Below are 16,547 nucleotides of genomic sequence, written 5' to 3'. Positions count from 1 at the left end.
GAACGTCATGACCATCGAGAGGAGAGGGAGGAGCGTGGTGGCCGAGACAGAAGACCTCGCCTCTCGTCCGGTCCTTCGTGCAGAGGGCATGTCGAAGCAATACGGATCCGTCACCGTACTCTCGGAGGTCACGCTCGATATCTTGCCCGGTGAAATCCATGCCATCATCGGCGAGAATGGCGCCGGCAAGTCGACATTCATGCGGCTCCTCTCCGGTTATGCCGAACCCACTGCCGGAACGCTGTCGATGGACAGCCGCAAGGTCGGTTTCTCGAAGCCGGAGCAGGCCCAGGAGGCGGGCATCGTTCTGGTGCATCAGGAGATCCTACTTGCCGATGCCCTGACCGTTGCCGAAAATCTCTTCCTCGGCCGGGAACTGATGCGCCATGGCTTGGTCGATGATCGGACGATGCGGCGTCTGGCCGTCGAAAAGCTTCACGACCTCGGCTGCCACGTGTCGCCGAATGCTCTGGTGCGCGACATCTCGCTTGCAGATCGCCAGCTCGTGCAGATCGCGCGCGCACTTCTCGACGACTACAAGCTTGTCATTTTCGATGAGCCCACCGCAGTCCTGACGGGTGAGGAGGTCGAGCGGCTGCTCGCAATCATCCTGCAGCTGAAGGAACAGGGTGCGGCGGTGCTCTACATCAGCCACCGCCTGGATGAGGTCCAGCGGCTTGCCGACAAGGTGACGGTGCTCAGAGACGGCAAGATGGTCGGCACATATCCCGGCCATAGCCTGACGCAGATGGACATGGCGCGGCTGATGGTCGGGCGCGATCTCGCCGCACTTTATCCTGAGAAGACCGTAAAGCCGGCTTTACAGGCGATGCTTGAAGTCCGGGACCTCAGCGTTCCTGGCTTTGCAAGCGACATCTCGTTTACCGCCCACAAAGGCGAAGTCCTCGGATTTGCTGGCATGATCGGTGCTGGCCGCACCGAAGTGTTCGAGGGCATCATGGGCCTGCGTCCCGCCACGGGAACCGTAAAATTGCAGGGCAGAGCGATCGACATCAGGCGCCCCCGGGCTGCGATGGATGCCGGCATCGGTTACCTGACTGAAGACCGCAAGGGTAAGGGGCTGCTGTTACAAGAGCGGCTCGCGCCGAACCTCACGCTGTCCGCCCTCAGCAGGTTTCATCCCGGCCTTCTGATGCACCGCCGCCGCGAGCGGGGCGCGCTTGTCGAGGCCGTCAGCGCCTACGACATCCGCCTGAAAAGTTACGCGCTCAAGGCGGGCCAGCTTTCCGGCGGCAACCAGCAGAAGCTTCTGCTTGCCAAGGTGCTTCTAACCGACCCTTCGGTCGTGGTCATCGACGAGCCGACGCGCGGGATCGACATCGCCAATAAGGCCCAGATCTATGCCTTCATCGAGCGCCTCGTCGCAGAGGGCAGGACTTGCATCGTCATCTCGTCCGAAATGCAGGAACTGATCGGGATCTGCGACAGGATTCTTGTGATGCGGGAGGGGCGCATCACAGGAGAGGTGACGAGCGACAGAATGACGGAACATGAGATTGCGCTTCTTGCCACCAGCGAAACGACGCTTGGGGCGAAGCAGGGAGGAAGGCAATGACTGTGATTACGGGTTCGACGCCGGTTCGGCCGGAGCGGGAATGGAACATCGGCTGGTCGGATGTCGGTCCTTTCCTTGCGCTTCTGGCGCTGCTGGTGATCGGTTTTTCGATCAACTCGGATTTTCTCTCTGCGACCAATCTCGGCAATGTGATCACGCGAAGCGCTTTCATTGCCATCATCGCAGTCGGTGCCACCTTCGTTATCTCGTCCGGCGGACTGGATCTGTCTGTCGGTTCGATGGCCGCATTCATCACCGGCATAACCATCATGTTCATGAATAGGATGGCTCCCGACTGGGGTGTCCTGGCAATTCCCGCCGGCATGGCGGTCGCGCTCGTCGTCGGGCTCATCTGCGGGCTGATGAACGGGGTCATCGTTACGGTCGGAAAGATCGAGCCCTTCATCGCAACGCTCGGCACTATGGGGATCTTCCGGGCCCTCATCACCTATATGTCGGACGGCGGAACGATCCCGATCGATCGCAGTCTCCGTGACGCCTATCGGCCCGTCTATTTCGGGACCCTCGGCGGTATTCCTTTTCCGATCCTCATCTCGATTGCCGTCGCCGCCATCGCATCCTTCATCCTCTACAAGATGAAATATGGCCGGAAATGCGCCGCCGTTGGTGCGAACGAGGACGTTGCTCGCTATTCAGGCATTTCTATCATCAAGACGCGCACGATCGCCTATGCGATCCAGGGCGCTTGCGTTGCGATCGCCGCGATCTGCTACGTGCCGCGCCTGGGTGCGGCAACGCCGACTACTGGCGTGCTGTGGGAATTGCAGGTCATCACTGCGGTCGTCATCGGCGGAACCGCCCTGCGGGGTGGCAAGGGCCATGTCTGGGGCACGGTCGCCGGAGCGGTCATCCTCGAACTCATTGCCAACCTCATGGTGCTCTCGGATTTTGTGTCCGAATATCTCGTCGCCGGCGTTCAGGGCGTCATCATCATCATCGCCATGCTCATACAGAGGTTCTCGAAGTAACCGCGTCCGGACCGCGCGGATTGATGTTTGTGGTCCGATTCTGGGAGGAATGAATGTCTAGTAAATGGATTGCGGCCTTGGCCGTCAGTACGGTGCTGCTTGCCAGCCAGGCCCTTTCGGCAGACAAAAAGGTCGTCGCAGTGTCGATCCCAGCAGCCGACCATGGCTGGACGGCGGGCATCGTCTATCACGCGCAGGCCGCCGCCAAGGAAATCAATGCCGCCTTTCCGAATGTCGAGGTCGTCGTGAAGACCTCGCCCTCGGCAACGGCGCAGGTGAGCGCGCTTGAAGATCTCTCCGCAGGACGCAAGCTCGATGCGCTGGTCATCCTGCCCTATACGTCGGAAGAACTGACGACGCCGGTCAAGGCGGTCAAGGATGCAGGCACCTTCATCACCGTCGTGGACCGTGGCCTGAACGATCAGTCCATCCAGGACCTCTATCTTGCCGGCGACAACATCGCGGTCGGCCGCAATACGGCGAAGTTCATGATCGACAAGCTGGGCGGCAAAGGCAACCTCGTCGTTTTGCGCGGCATTCCGACCGTCATCGACGATGAACGCATACAGGGCTTCCAGGACGCCATCAAGGGAACCGATTTCAAGGTTCTGGACATCCAGTACGCGAACTGGAACAGTGACGACGCCTTCAAGCTGATGCAGGACTATCTCGCAAAATACCCGCAGATCGACGCTGTCTGGGCAAATGACGATGATATGCTTCTTGGCGTGCTCGAGGCCGTCAAGGAATCGGGCCGCAAGGACATCAAGCTCGCCCTCGGCGGCAATGGTATGAAGGACATCGTCAAAAAGGTCATCGACGGCGATCAGATGACGCCGGTCGAAACACCCTATCCGCCATCGATGATTAAGACCGCCATCTACATGACCGTTGCCAATATTGTCGGCCAGGCGCCGGTGCGAGGCACTGTCAAGCTGGATGCGCCGCTGATCACGCAGGAGAACGCCAAGGAATATTACTTCCCCGACTCTCCGTTCTGACAATACCTGAAACCGGGGCGGCCGCAGCCGCCGCCCCATTGCATGAAGAAGAGGAGCAAATCATGCCTGGTAAGAAGATACTGATGCTGACCGGTGAGTTCACCGAGGAATATGAAATCTACGTCTATCAGCAGGCGATGGAGGCGGTCGGCCATACGGTCCACGTGATCTGCCCCGACAAGAAGGCTGGCGACCTGATCAAGACCTCGCTCCACGATTTCGAAGGCGATCAGACCTATACGGAGAAGCTCGGGCACTTCTTCACGATCAACAAGACCTTCTCGGAGGCCGAGGCGCAGCTCGACCAGTATCATGCAGTCTATTGCGCAGGCGGTCGCGGCCCCGAATACATCCGGACCGACAAACGCGTCCAGGCAATCGTGCGTCATTTCCACGAGAAGCAGAAGCCGATCTTTACGATTTGCCACGGCGTGCAGATTCTGATTGCCGTCGATGGCGTGGTTCGCGGCAAGAAGGTGGGTGCCTTGGGGGCTTGCGAGCCGGAAGTCACGCTTGCAGGGGGTACCTATATCGATCTGTCGCCGACGGAAGCCTATGTCGATGGCACCATGGTCTCGGCGAAGGGATGGACTGCACTTGCGGCATTCATCCGCGAATGTCTCAAGGTGCTGGGCACCGAAATCCGCCACAGTGACGATATCGCCAAGGCTGCCTGAGCCTTCTCTCTTGCTAAAGCTTGTTTCCTTGGTTTGATGATCAGGCAATCCTCGCAGGACGCGGGGGTTGCCTTTCCGGGGACGGTCCTTGCCTGCCCTCGGGAGGCAGATGCATGCGCAGCATCATTTGCGGGCAGCAATCATGGCGGCGCCGAGAGCGCCCGCCGCAATCCGCCGGCTCTCGCTTCAATCCAAACTATAAATCCCATCTAGAAGATTCTGGGCGAGTGGTCGCGATGTCGATCCACGGTTTGAGCAATCCGAGCGACTTCCCTCATGATCCGAGGGTGGGATCCAAAGATAAGGTCCTTCCGTTCTTGCTCGCACGCTCCAAGCGATCGGCGCCCTCGGAGCCGCGTGCGATCATCGCCATCGCAATATGCCGCGCCTCTTCGGCGAAGCCGCCAAGGATCGCATTGGCGAGCGCGAGATGGATCGTCGGGTTTGGATCGTAGATCAAATCGTGCTCGTCGAGCGCAAGGTCCGCGGTAAAGAGCGTCCGCAGCATGATTTCCAGCGAGCGCCCGATCCCCTGCAGCAGGCTGTTGTGACTGGCCCGCAAGATGGCAAGGTGAAAAGCTATATCCTGCTCGATTGCCGCGATGGACGGCAAATCCTGCATCGATCTGGCCATAGAGAGGAGTGTCTGCCGTTCCTCGATGGTCGCGTTTCGAGCAGCCATTGCGGCTGCGCCGGGCTCGATCATTTCGCGCAGTTGCGCGACTTCGCGGCGGAAGGATGCGTGCGATTTCCGGTCTTTGAGCCTCCAGCGGATGATGTCGGCGTCCAGGCCGTTCCAGTCCTCGGTCGTGGCGACGCGCGATCCGTAACGGCGGGCGGTCCTGATCAGGCCCTTGCCTGTGAGGACTTTGACTGCCTCTCGCAGGGCGTTCCTCCCGACGCCGAAGCGGGCGGCGAGTTCCGGTTCCGGCGGCAAATGTTCCCCCGGCTGCCAGTCACCTTCGACGATTGACCTGCCGAACCTCTCGACCGTATCGGCGATCACCCCCTTCGGCAGCATGATGTTGTCCTTCTTGCAAAGTCTTTAGATCCCATCTATAAGCCCGATCAAGCTTGAGGTGGCTTCGCGCGTCGCAGGCAATGATGCGGTGATCAATCGATATGTCAACCGGATCAGACATTCAAACGGGGGAAGAAGCATGGGTTTGAGAATATCCACGATGATCGGCCTTTCGACAGCTATCGCCGGCGCTGCAATTTCGCTGTTGCCGTCTGCGGCGGCGGCCGAGACCGTGATCAAATGGCTTCATCCAGAGGCCCAGCCGAAGGTTGTGGCGGTCTGGCGGGGAATTGCCGATGCGTTCGAAAAGGATCATCCGGGTGTCAAGATCCAGATGCAGTTCCTCGAGAACCAGGCCTTCAAGGCCAAGCTGCCGACCCTGTTGCAGTCGTCTGACGCCCCGAGCATGTTTTACAGCTGGGGTGGCGGCGTGTTGAGAGCGCAGTCTGAGACTGGGATGCTTCGCGACGTGACGCCGGCCCTGGACGCGAATGGCGCGGCCTGGAGGGCATCGCTGAACGCCGCTGCAATTGACGGCCTTTCGAGCGGCAACAAGGTCTGGGCAGCCCCCTTCAAGGTCAGTCTGGTCTCTTTCTATTACAACAAAGATCTCTTCGCCAAGGCGGGCGTTGATGCCAGCTCGATAGCGAGCTGGGAGAAATTTCTCGACGCGGTGAAATCACTCAAAGCTGCCGGCATCACACCGATCGCGGGTGGCGGCGGCGACAAGTGGCCGCTGCATTTCTATTGGGGTTATCTCGCCATCCGCGAAGCCGGCAAGGATGGGTTTAATCAGGCAAAATCCGGCAACGGAGACGGCTTTGTCGCGCCCGCATTTGTGGAGGCCGGCAAACAGCTCGCCGCGTTGGGCAAGATCGAACCTTTCCAGAACGGTTACCTCGGCGCAACGTGGAACGATGCCCTCGGTGCCTTCGGCAATGGCAAAGCCGCAATCATCCTCGGATTTGAAAACACGCCGGGAACGCAGGCCGTCAACGCGGCAGACGGAAAAGGACAACCCCTGTCGAACATTGGGCGCTTTGCATTTCCTGCCGTTGACGGCGCACCCGGTCTTGCAACCGACAATCTTGGCGGCATCAACGGCTGGGCGATCACCAAAAACGCTCCGCCCGAAACGGAACAGTTCCTGCAATACCTGAGTTCCATCGGACAGCAGCGCATCCTGGCAAAGGAAACCCGTGTTCTGCCTTCGGCAAAGGGTGCGGCCGATGCCATCGACGAACCGACTGTAAAGGCGGCGGCCGACGCCGTGGCGGCCGAAACCTGGCATCAGAACTTTCTTGATCAGGATCTCGGGCCGAACGTGGGTGCGGTGGTCAATGACATGTCGGTCGAAATCGTCTCCGGGGCCGTGAGCCCCGCTGATGCGGCCCAGCAGATACAGGACGCTTTCTCGCTCGAGTAGTCTTGAGCTCTGGATCAGCAAAAGTCAGCCGCCTCGCGAAAACGGGCGAGGCGGTCAGCTGGTTCATCTCGTCACCGCTGCCTGACTTGGCCGACAAACTCTCCTGCGGGTGGATTGCTGAGTACGTTCCCGTCAAGCTGAAATTGCATTCGATAGCGAGCGGATCCTAAACTGCTTGAAACGGTCTGATCAATCTGACGGATGATGCAAGATGAAAATCGAACGAATTGAGTGCTTCACGCCAAGGGTGGGGCATCGTAACCAGTTGCTCGTCAAAGTCACGACCGCAGATGGGATTCATGGCTGGGGAGAATCCGGCCTGACGGGTCGGGAACATGCCGTCATTGGTGCGATCCGGCATTATCAGGAATTTCTCGTTGGGCGCGACGCCCGCAGGGCGGGTGCACTATGGCAGGAAATGTACCGCAGCCAATATTTTGAGGGCGGGCGGGTCCTGACAGCGGCGATTGGTGCACTCGATATTGCCTTCCACGACATCCGCGCCAAGGCGCTTGGCGTGCCTGTCCACGAGCTTCTCGGCGGCAAACACCGTGACCGTGTTCCGGCTTTTGCCACCGCGCCGGCCGATCCCGGTCCCGAGATGATGGAGCAGGCCAGGATCCTGATGGATGCGGGCTGGAACTCCATCCGCTTCGTGCCGTGGGGACAGCATTCCCTCGACGTCTTCGAGCCGAGAGAGTCGATTGCACGCACGGCGCCGTGGATGGTCAAGGTCCGGGAGGAATTGGGCGCCGAGGCTGTGCTCGGCATCGACTACCATCATCGGCTCAGCGTCGCCGAGGCAGCCTCCTTCTGCCAGAAAATGCCGTCCGGAACACTCGATTATATCGAGGAGCCGATCCGGGACGAGACGCCGGAAGCCTATGAAGCGCTTCGAAGGATGACGGATGTGCCGTTTGCGATCGGCGAGGAGTTTTCTTCCAAGTGGCAGTTCCTGCCCTATATCGAGCGCGATATCCATCAGTTCAATCGACTGGACATTTGCAATGTCGGCGGGTTCACCGAGGCCATGAAGGTCGCCGGCTGGAGCGAAGCCCACTATGTCGATCTGATGCCGCACAATCCGCTTGGTCCCGTCTGCACAGCCGCCACGGTGCATCTTGCCGCTGCGGTGCCGAATTTTTCCTGGCTGGAATGCCGTGCTTCTCCCGTCGAGCAGCTCGGCTTCGATTCCCGCGAGCTCTTTCCGCAGCAGGCAGAGTTGAACGGCAGTCACTACGACGTCCCGGAGGTTCCGGGCCTGGGGATCGAGGTGAACGAAGATGCGCTGAACAAGCGCGACTTTCAATATTTCGAGCCCCCGCATCTGCGCCGTCGCGACGGCAGCTTCACCAACTGGTAGCGACAAAAACAGGAATGGTGATTTCAGCATCCTCGTCGCGTGAACGCGGACGGCGACAGGGCTTTAAGCCTGATGCGCAAAATCCCCTTCAATCATCACCTGCTTCCTCAACATTGACGGGTGAAAGCCGCGGACGGACCGCGGTCTTCCGGGGCGATCGGGTCATACGCCGTTTGCGAGGCGGTGGCCTTGCGCGTCGAACAGGTGAATTGCCGAGGTATCGATGGAGATCTTGATCTTGACGCCGGGCGCGAATCTCACCCGTTCGCGAATGAGTGCGATCAAGTTCTGTCCACCCAGCCTGACAACGACTTGCGTTTCGGAACCGGTCGGCTCAACCAGAACGACGTCCACTTCCAGCCCCGATGGATCAAGACCGATCGCTTCGGGGCGAACACCCAAGACTGCTGCTCGTCCATTCGTCGAGTTGACCGGTAGAAGAACGCCATCGGCTGTACGAAACCCCTCGTCGGTCATAAGTCCCTCAAGAAAGTTCATGGACGGCGAACCGATGAAACCAGCGACGAAGGTGTTGCAGGGACGATCATAGAGTTCGAGAGGCGTGCCGAGCTGTTCGATGACGCCGCCGCGCATGACGACAATCCTGTCTGCCATCGTCATCGCCTCCATCTGATCGTGCGTTACATAGACCGTTGTCGTGCGCAGGCGTTGATGCAATTCCCTGATTTCGGTACGCATCTGCATGCGCAGCTTCGCATCGAGATTGGAAAGCGGTTCGTCGAACAGGAAAACTGCAGGGTTGCGGACGATGGCGCGGCCCATGGCAACACGCTGGCGCTGCCCGCCCGACAATTGTCGGGGATAGCGCTCCAGGAGGGGCTGAAGGCCCAGGATCGCGGCCGCCCTCTCGACTTTCGCTCGGACCTCGCCACTCGTCTCTCCACGCAGTTTGAGAGAAAATCCCATGTTTTGCGCTACCGTCATGTGCGGATAAAGTGCGTAGTTCTGGAACACCATTGCGATGTTGCGATCCTTGGGCGGCAGGTCGCTGACGATCCGTCCGGCAATTTCGATATCGCCCGAGGTGATGTTTTCAAGGCCGGCAATTGTTCTTAGAAGCGTCGATTTTCCGCATCCCGAGGGGCCGACGAGCACGACGAATTCGCCATCATCGACCTTGAGCGATATGTCTCTCAACGCCTCGAACGCGCCGAAAGACTTGCGTGCTTCGCGTACGATGACATGCCCCATTATCGCGTCTCCGCGACAGCATTTCGCGGGCTGGTCGTCGCCGGACCGAGCCGTTCGGCGAGGCGGCGCTGCATGCGGCCATGAAACCCGTCAGGCAGGGAACGCGCACTCGCCCTTGAAGGCGGCAACCAGACCGGGTCGGGAAAGGTCGGATCGCCCTCAAAGCGCGGTATGACATGAAAGTGCAGATGCGGTGCTGCCGTCCCGAGCGAGGCGATGTTGATCTTGACGGGCGACAGTTCAGCCCTGAGCGCCTCCTCGAGCGCCATGACGGCCTCCAAAACCTCGCGTCGATCGCCTTCTGAGAGATCGGTGAGTTCCGAAACATGCTCGTTCCAGATGACGCGGCACCATCCTTCGAAGCCCGTCTCATGGACCAGCACCACTCTGAACGTGGGACCCTGCCACAGCCGATCCTCACCTTTCGCTTCGCAATGAGCGCAGCCTTTCTTGATAGCCATGTTCCGTTTCCTCCCTGCTTATGGCTCTTCAAACATCATACGTAGAATGTTTGAAGTCAAACATATTATGTTATTGACAGGATCGCTTATGTGTTGTTGTCATTGGGAGGGAGAGACGAGGGAGTGGGCTTGCTCAGACCCTCATTGGAGGAAAAGAGGAGGAAATCATGCTTCGAAAGATGGGCTTTATTGCTGCGTTGATGCTGTCGGCGGCCGGTGCCGCTCATGCAGTCGAACTGAAGGTGCTGGTGCCTGCTACCTATTCGCCCTCATCCGGTTTCGTACCGGGGGCCGACATTCACAAGCAGCTCTACGAGAAGTTCCAAGCCGCCAATCCTGATATCAAGATCGATTACGAAGTCTTCGATACAGGCCCGGCCGGCCTGCAAAAACTGCTGACGGCCGCTGCCTCGAATACGCTGCCCGATGCCGTCATCGTGGATGGTCAGTGGATTGCTCGGCTTGTTCAGTCCGATGTCCTGCAGTCACTCGACGGTCTTTGGCCGAACGACGACCAGACGGATTTTCATCCCGCCGTCCTGGCAGCCGAGACCGTTGACGGAAAGCCCTATGCCATCATGTTCCAGACCGGCATGCGCGGCCTTCTCTATCGTCCGAGCGTCATGGCCTCGGTCGGGCTCAAGGAATTTCCCAAGAGCTTCGACGATTTCATGACCGCGTCCAAGACCTTGAAGGAAAAGGGCATCACTGCCGAACTCGTGCCTGCAAAGGCTAACGATGAGCCGGCCACCCTGCATATGCTCAGCATTTTCTGGGGTCTCGGCGGCAAGCTGGTGGACGACCAGGGCGCGCCTGTCTTCTTCGAGGGAAAGAACGGTGAATCCCTCGCCAAGGTCTACCAGATGTATCACGATATGGCGGCTGCGGGGGCAATATCGCCCAATGTCACGACCATGGACGAAACCGCGTTGAGGCCGTTCTTTTATGGCGGCGAGGCTTTTTCGATCGGTGCAAGCTCCTCGGGCATAAAGCAGATGTGGAGCGAACTGCCCGATCTCCAGAATGACCTGGCTGTGGCCCCCTATCCGATGCCCGACGGCAAGCAGCCGGTGACCGTGCTTGGTGGATATGCCTATGCCATCGCAGCCAAGGACGAGGACAAGAAGGCGGCTGCGTGGAAGTTTGTGCAGTTCATGACATCGCCAGAGAACATGACAGCCGTCAATGAAACGCTCGGCCAGCTGCCGGTGCGAAAATCCATCTGGAACACGAGTACGTTCTTTTCGCAGAACGCGCTCATGAAGAGCTACAAGGCGATCTACGACGGTGAGATGCAGACCCGGCCGGCCGTGCCGATCTATACGGCAGTCTCATCGGCTATTTCCTCCCAGCTTGCGGCCGTCATCGGTGGCCAGCTGACCCCAGCCGACGCAGTAGCGGCGGCGAAAGAGGCCGTCATGCGCGAATATGACCGTCAGAAGTCGCGCTGAACTGGGCTCAATCGGCGGGAGCACCTGCTCCCGCCTTGGGAGGAAACAATGAGTTACAACACGCTCGCACAACATCCTGCAAAAACCGTCACGAAGACGAGAAAGAGACGCTTTGCCGTCAATGGCTACTTCTTTTTCGTCCTTCCGGGGGTTGCGATCGTCCTCGGCCTGACGCTATTTCCGGCGGTCTACGGCATCTACATCAGCCTGACCAATCTCAATCTCGGCTATGTCGGATCCTCTTTCGTCGGTTTCGAAAACTACATTCGGTTCTTCACGGCCGCCGATCTCGGCCTGATTACGCGCAACACACTGTCCTTCGTGGCAGCTTGCGTGATCCTTCAGGCCTGTCTGGGCTTGGCTGCCGCCGTGCTGCTTGAACAGCGCCTGCCGGGCCATCAGCTGATGCGGTCGATCGTCATCCTTCCGTGGGTCCTTCCTTCGGTCGTCGTCGGTCTCGTCTTCGCGCAGATATTCGGCGGTAGCCGCCTCGGCATCGCCAACTATCTCTTGTCGCTCTTCGGCATTGGTCAGATGTCCTGGTTCTCCGACCCGTTGCTGGCGATGATCATCCTGATCGGCGTATGCACATGGCGCGGCATCCCCTTCACCGTCATCATTCTGCTCGGCGGCTTGCAGACCCTGCCGCGCGACGTCTATGAGGCGGCCGCGATCGACGGAGCAACAGCCTGGCAGCGGTTCCGCTACATCACCGTCCCGCTCCTGCGACCCATCATCATGATCAGCATCATCATGGGAACCGGCGGTGCACTCAACAGCCTCGACATCCCGCTCGCACTGACGGGTGGAGGGCCGGGGAACGCGACCGAGCTCATCTCCATCGCCCTCTACAAGCAGTCTTTCTTTCAGCTCGACGTCAGCTATGGCGCAAGCATCGGTACGGTCATGCTGATCGTCAATATTCTGCTGATCATGCTCTATCTCGCCGTCCTTCAACCGAAGCGGAGGAATGAGGATGGCTGAGGCTCGACCCATATCCCGTCGGCGCCTGCGCCGGCCAATGGAGCCCAATCCGGCTGCCTATATTTTCTATCCGTTGCTTGCCGGGGCAGTTCTGCTTCCCTTGAGCTGGGCTCTGCTCGGCGGATTTAAGAATCCCAACGAGCTCTTCACCTATCCGCCGACCATCTGGCCGAGATCGCCAACCTTCGCCAACTTCATCGATCTCTTCACGCGTCTGGATTTCGGCCACTATATCTGGAACACCGTCATCGTGGCCGTCTTGACGGTCATATTCACGCTGTTCTTCGGCGGGCTGGCTGGATACGCGCTGTCGCGCTGGGATTTTCGCCACAAGGACGTTCTGCTCCTGGTCCTGCTCGGCCTCCAGCTGATACCGAGCACGGTCAACATCGTTCCCTACTACATGATCATGAACCAGTTGGGTCTGCTCAATACGCTGACCGCCCTGGTGATGATCTATACCGCGACCCACATCCCGATCACGATATGGGTGCTCAAGGGGTTCTTCGATACGGTACCCCGCTCGCTCGATGAGGCGGCCGCGATTGACGGCTGCTCCAAGTGGCGGACCTTCTGGAGCGTCATCATGCCGCTCAGCCTGCCCGGCCTTTCAGTCGCAGGCTTCCTGGTCTTCGTGTCGGCCTGGTCGGAGTTCCTAGTGCCTCTGGTCATTGCCGGAGGCAAGGACGTGGCGGTTGCCAGCGTCGGCCTGTTTACCTTCTTCGGCCCAGACTCGGCGACCGCCTATACCTCTCTCTTCGCAGCCACGTTGATCACCGTGCTTCCGGTTCTCATCGGCTATCTTTTTGCCCAGCGTTTCATCGTTTCGGGGCTGACCGCCTTTGCCGAGAAATAGGTCGCGTCGACCCTCTCGTCAGTTTGTAAGGAGAAGAATGGTGACAGAATTAACAGGGACAGTCTCCGTCGTTACGGGCGGTACGTCCGGGATCGGCCTGGCAACCGCAATGGCTCTGCTGACGAAGGGCAGTAACGTGGTGATCAATGCCAGGGCCGAAAAAGCTGATCTCTTCGATAAGCTCTGCGCGCTCGGCGCGCCGTCCGGTGCCCGATGCGTCTTCGCTGCCGGCGATGCGTCGGCGCCCGAAACGTCCCAAAAAGTCGTTTCGGCTGCCCTGGACGCCTTCGGCAGGGTCGATGCGGTCGTCCACTCTGCCGGCGGACCGGCAGCGGGTACCATCCTCGACCTGAGCCCTGAGCGGTGGATGGAAGCCTTTGCTGTCCACGTCCATTCCGCCTTCCACCTGTTCCGGGCCGCGCATGGTCCACTATCGGCAAGGGGAGGCTCGGTCACCTTTCTATCGTCGGCAGCCGCACTTCGTGGCTGCCCCGGAACCGTCGCCTATCAGGTCGTCAAGGCCTCCCTCATCCAGCTTGCCCGCGCATTGGCGCGCGATCATGCGGCCGAAAACATCCGCGTCAATTGCGTTGCGCCCGGCATTATCCGCACGCCTTTTCACGATGCGATGAGCGAGGCCGCAAAGGAGAATAACCTGCGCAATCGCATTCCTCTTGGCAGGGAGGGGCGTCCCGAGCAGGTCGCGTCCCTCATTCTGCAACTGATCGAAAACGAGTTCATCACCGGCGAGACCTTTACCATCGACGGGGGCATGTCGATGCGGATGGTCTGACACCCGCTCTGCCTTCGAGCCGCCGATGCCGCGGCGAGACCGCGACACCTTATTCCTGTCCAGCAATTTCCAATTGGAGAATGAAAATGAGCGATATCAAATTCGGGGTGTTCACGAAGCCGTGGACGGACCCCATCGACGAGGTGGCGGAAAGAATGAATTCCCTGGGCGTCGAAGCGATCGAGCTGCCGATCCGGCCCGGCTATCAGGTCACGCCGCAAACGGTCAAGACCGCATTGCCTGAGGTCGTGCGTCGTCTGCGTGGCCACGGGCTGTCGATATGCAGCGTCGCCGCCCCGCTCGACGACGACATTATCGCGGCCTGTGGCGACAGTGGTATTGCGCTCGTGCGCACCATGGTCGGCATCGATCTGTCCAAGGCACGCTACGCCGATACGATCGCCGAGCATCGCGCCCGCTACAACGAACTTATCCCATTGCTCGAGTCAAGCGGCGTGCGCATCGGCGTCCAAAACCATTCAGGCAACTGCGTCGGTAGCGCCATCGGCCTTTTCCATCTGATGGAGCGTTATGACGCCAAGCATGTCTGCGCCATCCTCGACATGGCGCATTGCGGCATCGCCGGCGAACCGATCGAACTGTCCGTCGACCTGCTTTGGGAGCGCATCCCCAACCTCGTGAATTTCAAAAATGCCTACCGCGAGAGGATCAATGGGCCGGAAGAGCCGGAGGCCGTCTACCAGACCCATTGGACGACGGGGCGGCATGGCGCCTATTCGTGGTCGGGGCTTGTCAAAGAGCTGCATCGCCGCGGTTTTACCGGAACTTTTGTGCTGCCGGGTGAATACAGCGATCCGAATGGTCAGCCGCAGCGCATGGGCGATGACGTCTTACCCTATCTGTCCACTGACGTCGCATATCTGCGCTCCCTTGTGTCCTCCGTCTGGTCGCATTGAGGAAGGGTCGAAACGATGATCAAGGATCGCAAAGTCCGTGTCTGCATCATTGGCGCTGGCAACATGGCCAACAATGTCCACTATCCCTCATTGACCTCGTTCGATGATGTCGAGATCGTTGGTGTCATAGAAAGCCGGGCAGATCGGCTCAAGCAAACCTGCGACAAGTTCGCAATCCCCGAGACCGCACGTTTCGAAACCCGCCTCGATTCCGATTATCAGGATATCCTGACCAGGCTCAAACCCGATGGCGTCTATGTCATCGGGCAGCCCGAGATCATGTATCCGATCTGGAACTGGTGTCTAACGAACGGTTTCAATCTTTATATTGAAAAGCCGATGGGGCTGACGACACACCAGGCCGAAGCGCTCGCCCATCTGGCGAAACAGAAGGATCTGGTGACGCAGGTCAGCCATCAACGGCGCAATTCGCCGATCCTGCAGCAGGTCAAGGCTTGCCTTCTCGAGAAAGGGCCGATCATCCACGGGGTCGTCGAGTTCTTCAAATGCGACGTCACGCCGATGCTGATTGCCCGCGACCGGATGATGGACGATGGCACGCATGCAATCGACACGGCCCGATGGATCTGTGGTGGGGAGGTGGTCAAGGTCGAAAGCCAGTGCCGTCGGATCGGCGTGCCTGATATCAACTGGTTCGGCGCCACGCTGCATTTCGACAACGGATCGACCTGTTATGTCGTGTGCAATTGGGCATCCGGACGGCGCGTGTTTCGAACCCAGATGCACGTCCAGGGCGGATATGCTGATGTCGAGGTGGAGGCTGAGGCGAAAATCTACCTTGATAACAATTATCAAGGGGAGACGCTTTCGACGCAGCAAGCCGCCAATCACGACCAGAATTTCGTCTACGGAGGATTTGCAGCGAAGAACAGAGAGTTTATTGACTCCCTTAAGTCAGGCATTAATACGTGCTCCTCGCGCTTCGAGGACACGGTCAAGACGATGCGCGTATGTCAGACGATCCTCGCACAGGCACTCGCAGCCGGGGTCTGACATCCGCGAAAGGACATGAACGTATGGGAAGCCCTGTTTTGCTCAGCAAGCATCGTGAAAGCCGCTCGAACCTGCATCTGGCAGTTGCGGGCGAGATTGGCGCAGACATCGTCACTGGTCGCCTTCCGGTCGGCGAACTGGTGCCCTCAGAGCCTGAACTTTGCACTCGTTTCGGCGTTAGCCGGACGGTTATTCGCGAGGCCGTGAAGTTTCTTTCCTGGCGAGGGCTTCTGAAGACCGGCTCGGGTGTCGGAACGGTCGTTCTGCCAACAAGCCAATGGAATTTTCTGGATCCAGTCGTCTTCGGCTGGGTCCAGAAAACCTCCGACTCGCAAAATGCTATCCAGCAGCTCTTTGCGTTCCGCAGCGCCGTCGAACCCGCTGCGGCCGCGGAGGCGGCCAGAAATGCCACACTTGCGCAACTCTACGAGATCGAGGCGGCGCTTCAGGTAATGTCCGAAGCCAAGACGGATTTCAACAAATGGATCGAGGGCGACGTCGCCTTCCACACTGCAATCTACGTCGCGTCCAACAATGTCTTCATCGCTCCGTTGGCCAATCTGTTCAGACAGTATTTCCAGATGAGCTTCAGTGTCTCCAGCTCGAACTTCCACCATCAGCATTGCCTGCAGGAGCACCGCGACGTGTTCGAGGCGATCCGCGAGCGTGATCCTGAAAAGGCGGCGGAAACCGTCCGTATTCTACTCGAGCACGCCGACGAGGACGTGAAGTCAGTTCTGCAGAAATAAGCGAGCCGCGCACGAGACAATTCCGGTTCCCGCCTTTCCGTCGATAACTGGACGGCG

16 protein-coding genes are annotated in these 16,547 nt (G+C 59.1%); 13 read left to right on the top strand and 3 right to left on the bottom strand.

From position 1 onward, the window contains the following. Nucleotides 1-7: 7 nt before the first annotated feature. The 4 genes from AB8B33_RS30760 to AB8B33_RS30745 all read left to right on the top strand — a co-directional run bounded on the left by AB8B33_RS30760 (nt 8) and on the right by AB8B33_RS30745 (nt 4,243). Nucleotides 8-1,576, top strand: a complete 1,569-nt coding sequence (locus AB8B33_RS30760; protein ID WP_439018893.1) for a sugar ABC transporter ATP-binding protein — start codon at nt 8-10, stop codon at nt 1,574-1,576. Then, nucleotides 1,573-2,565: an ABC transporter permease gene (locus tag AB8B33_RS30755; protein WP_439018268.1), complete on the top strand. Its 993-nt coding sequence runs from the start codon at nt 1,573-1,575 to the stop codon at nt 2,563-2,565. The genes AB8B33_RS30760 and AB8B33_RS30755 overlap by 4 nt, the downstream gene beginning before the upstream one ends. A 53-nt stretch (nt 2,566-2,618) precedes the next feature. After that, nucleotides 2,619-3,566, top strand: a complete 948-nt coding sequence (locus AB8B33_RS30750) for a substrate-binding domain-containing protein (RefSeq protein ID WP_113324382.1) — start codon at nt 2,619-2,621, stop codon at nt 3,564-3,566. 62 nt (nt 3,567-3,628) lie between these two features. Further along, entirely contained in the window at nt 3,629-4,243 is a 615-nt protein-coding gene (locus AB8B33_RS30745; protein ID WP_112972442.1) for a DJ-1/PfpI family protein, read from the top strand. 274 nt (nt 4,244-4,517) lie between these two features. On the opposite strand, the gene AB8B33_RS30740 is transcribed toward AB8B33_RS30745, so the two are convergent. After that, entirely contained in the window at nt 4,518-5,264 is a 747-nt protein-coding gene (locus AB8B33_RS30740) for a FadR/GntR family transcriptional regulator (RefSeq protein WP_439018267.1), read from the bottom strand. Nucleotides 5,265-5,403: 139 nt separating this feature from the next. Between AB8B33_RS30740 and AB8B33_RS30735 the strand changes: the two genes are divergently transcribed. Together AB8B33_RS30735 and AB8B33_RS30730 are read left to right on the top strand one after the other, a co-directional pair. Continuing rightward, nucleotides 5,404-6,690: an extracellular solute-binding protein gene (locus AB8B33_RS30735; RefSeq protein WP_439018266.1), complete on the top strand. Its 1,287-nt coding sequence runs from the start codon at nt 5,404-5,406 to the stop codon at nt 6,688-6,690. Nucleotides 6,691-6,901: 211 nt separating this feature from the next. Then, nucleotides 6,902-8,053 carry a mandelate racemase/muconate lactonizing enzyme family protein gene (locus tag AB8B33_RS30730; protein ID WP_439018265.1) on the top strand — a complete coding sequence of 384 codons (1,152 nt, stop codon included), beginning with the start codon at nt 6,902-6,904 and terminating at the stop codon, nt 8,051-8,053. A gap of 162 nt (nt 8,054-8,215) precedes the next feature. On the opposite strand, the gene AB8B33_RS30725 is transcribed toward AB8B33_RS30730, so the two are convergent. Then, nucleotides 8,216-9,265: an ABC transporter ATP-binding protein gene (locus AB8B33_RS30725; RefSeq protein ID WP_439018264.1), complete on the bottom strand. Its 1,050-nt coding sequence runs from the start codon at nt 9,263-9,265 to the stop codon at nt 8,216-8,218. Further along, nucleotides 9,265-9,726 carry an HIT domain-containing protein gene (locus tag AB8B33_RS30720; protein ID WP_439018263.1) on the bottom strand — a complete coding sequence of 154 codons (462 nt, stop codon included), beginning with the start codon at nt 9,724-9,726 and terminating at the stop codon, nt 9,265-9,267. The genes AB8B33_RS30725 and AB8B33_RS30720 overlap by 1 nt, the downstream gene beginning before the upstream one ends. A 167-nt stretch (nt 9,727-9,893) precedes the next feature. Here AB8B33_RS30720 and AB8B33_RS30715 point away from each other — a divergent pair, with 167 nt between their 5' ends. The 7 genes from AB8B33_RS30715 (at nt 9,894) to AB8B33_RS30685 (ending at nt 16,490) form a co-directional block, all read left to right on the top strand. After that, nucleotides 9,894-11,177, top strand: coding sequence for an ABC transporter substrate-binding protein (locus AB8B33_RS30715; RefSeq protein ID WP_439018262.1), 1,284 nt, complete (start codon nt 9,894-9,896; stop codon nt 11,175-11,177). 48 nt (nt 11,178-11,225) lie between these two features. Next, on the top strand, nt 11,226-12,161 hold the full coding sequence (locus tag AB8B33_RS30710; protein ID WP_439018261.1) for a carbohydrate ABC transporter permease: 936 nt from the start codon (nt 11,226-11,228) through the stop codon (nt 12,159-12,161). Next, a complete protein-coding gene (locus AB8B33_RS30705; protein WP_439018260.1) occupies nt 12,154-13,017 on the top strand; it encodes a carbohydrate ABC transporter permease in 864 nt (287 codons plus the stop codon). The genes AB8B33_RS30710 and AB8B33_RS30705 overlap by 8 nt, the downstream gene beginning before the upstream one ends. A 40-nt stretch (nt 13,018-13,057) precedes the next feature. After that, on the top strand, nt 13,058-13,810 hold the full coding sequence (locus AB8B33_RS30700; protein ID WP_439018259.1) for an SDR family NAD(P)-dependent oxidoreductase: 753 nt from the start codon (nt 13,058-13,060) through the stop codon (nt 13,808-13,810). 86 nt (nt 13,811-13,896) lie between these two features. Beyond that, on the top strand, nt 13,897-14,727 hold the full coding sequence (locus tag AB8B33_RS30695; protein ID WP_439018258.1) for a sugar phosphate isomerase/epimerase family protein: 831 nt from the start codon (nt 13,897-13,899) through the stop codon (nt 14,725-14,727). Between the two features lie 15 nt (nt 14,728-14,742). After that, a complete protein-coding gene (locus tag AB8B33_RS30690) occupies nt 14,743-15,741 on the top strand; it encodes a Gfo/Idh/MocA family protein (RefSeq protein WP_439018257.1) in 999 nt (332 codons plus the stop codon). A gap of 23 nt (nt 15,742-15,764) precedes the next feature. Further along, entirely contained in the window at nt 15,765-16,490 is a 726-nt protein-coding gene (locus tag AB8B33_RS30685; RefSeq protein ID WP_439018256.1) for a FadR/GntR family transcriptional regulator, read from the top strand. The last annotated feature ends 57 nt before the right edge of the window (nt 16,491-16,547 follow it).

It is taken from the genome of Rhizobium sp. 768_B6_N1_8 (genome assembly GCF_051811225.1).
In the GTDB taxonomy this organism is placed as follows: domain Bacteria; phylum Pseudomonadota; class Alphaproteobacteria; order Rhizobiales; family Rhizobiaceae; genus Rhizobium.
Note: the sequence above shows the minus strand (reverse complement) of the source record. Positions and strands in the feature narration are given on the sequence as shown.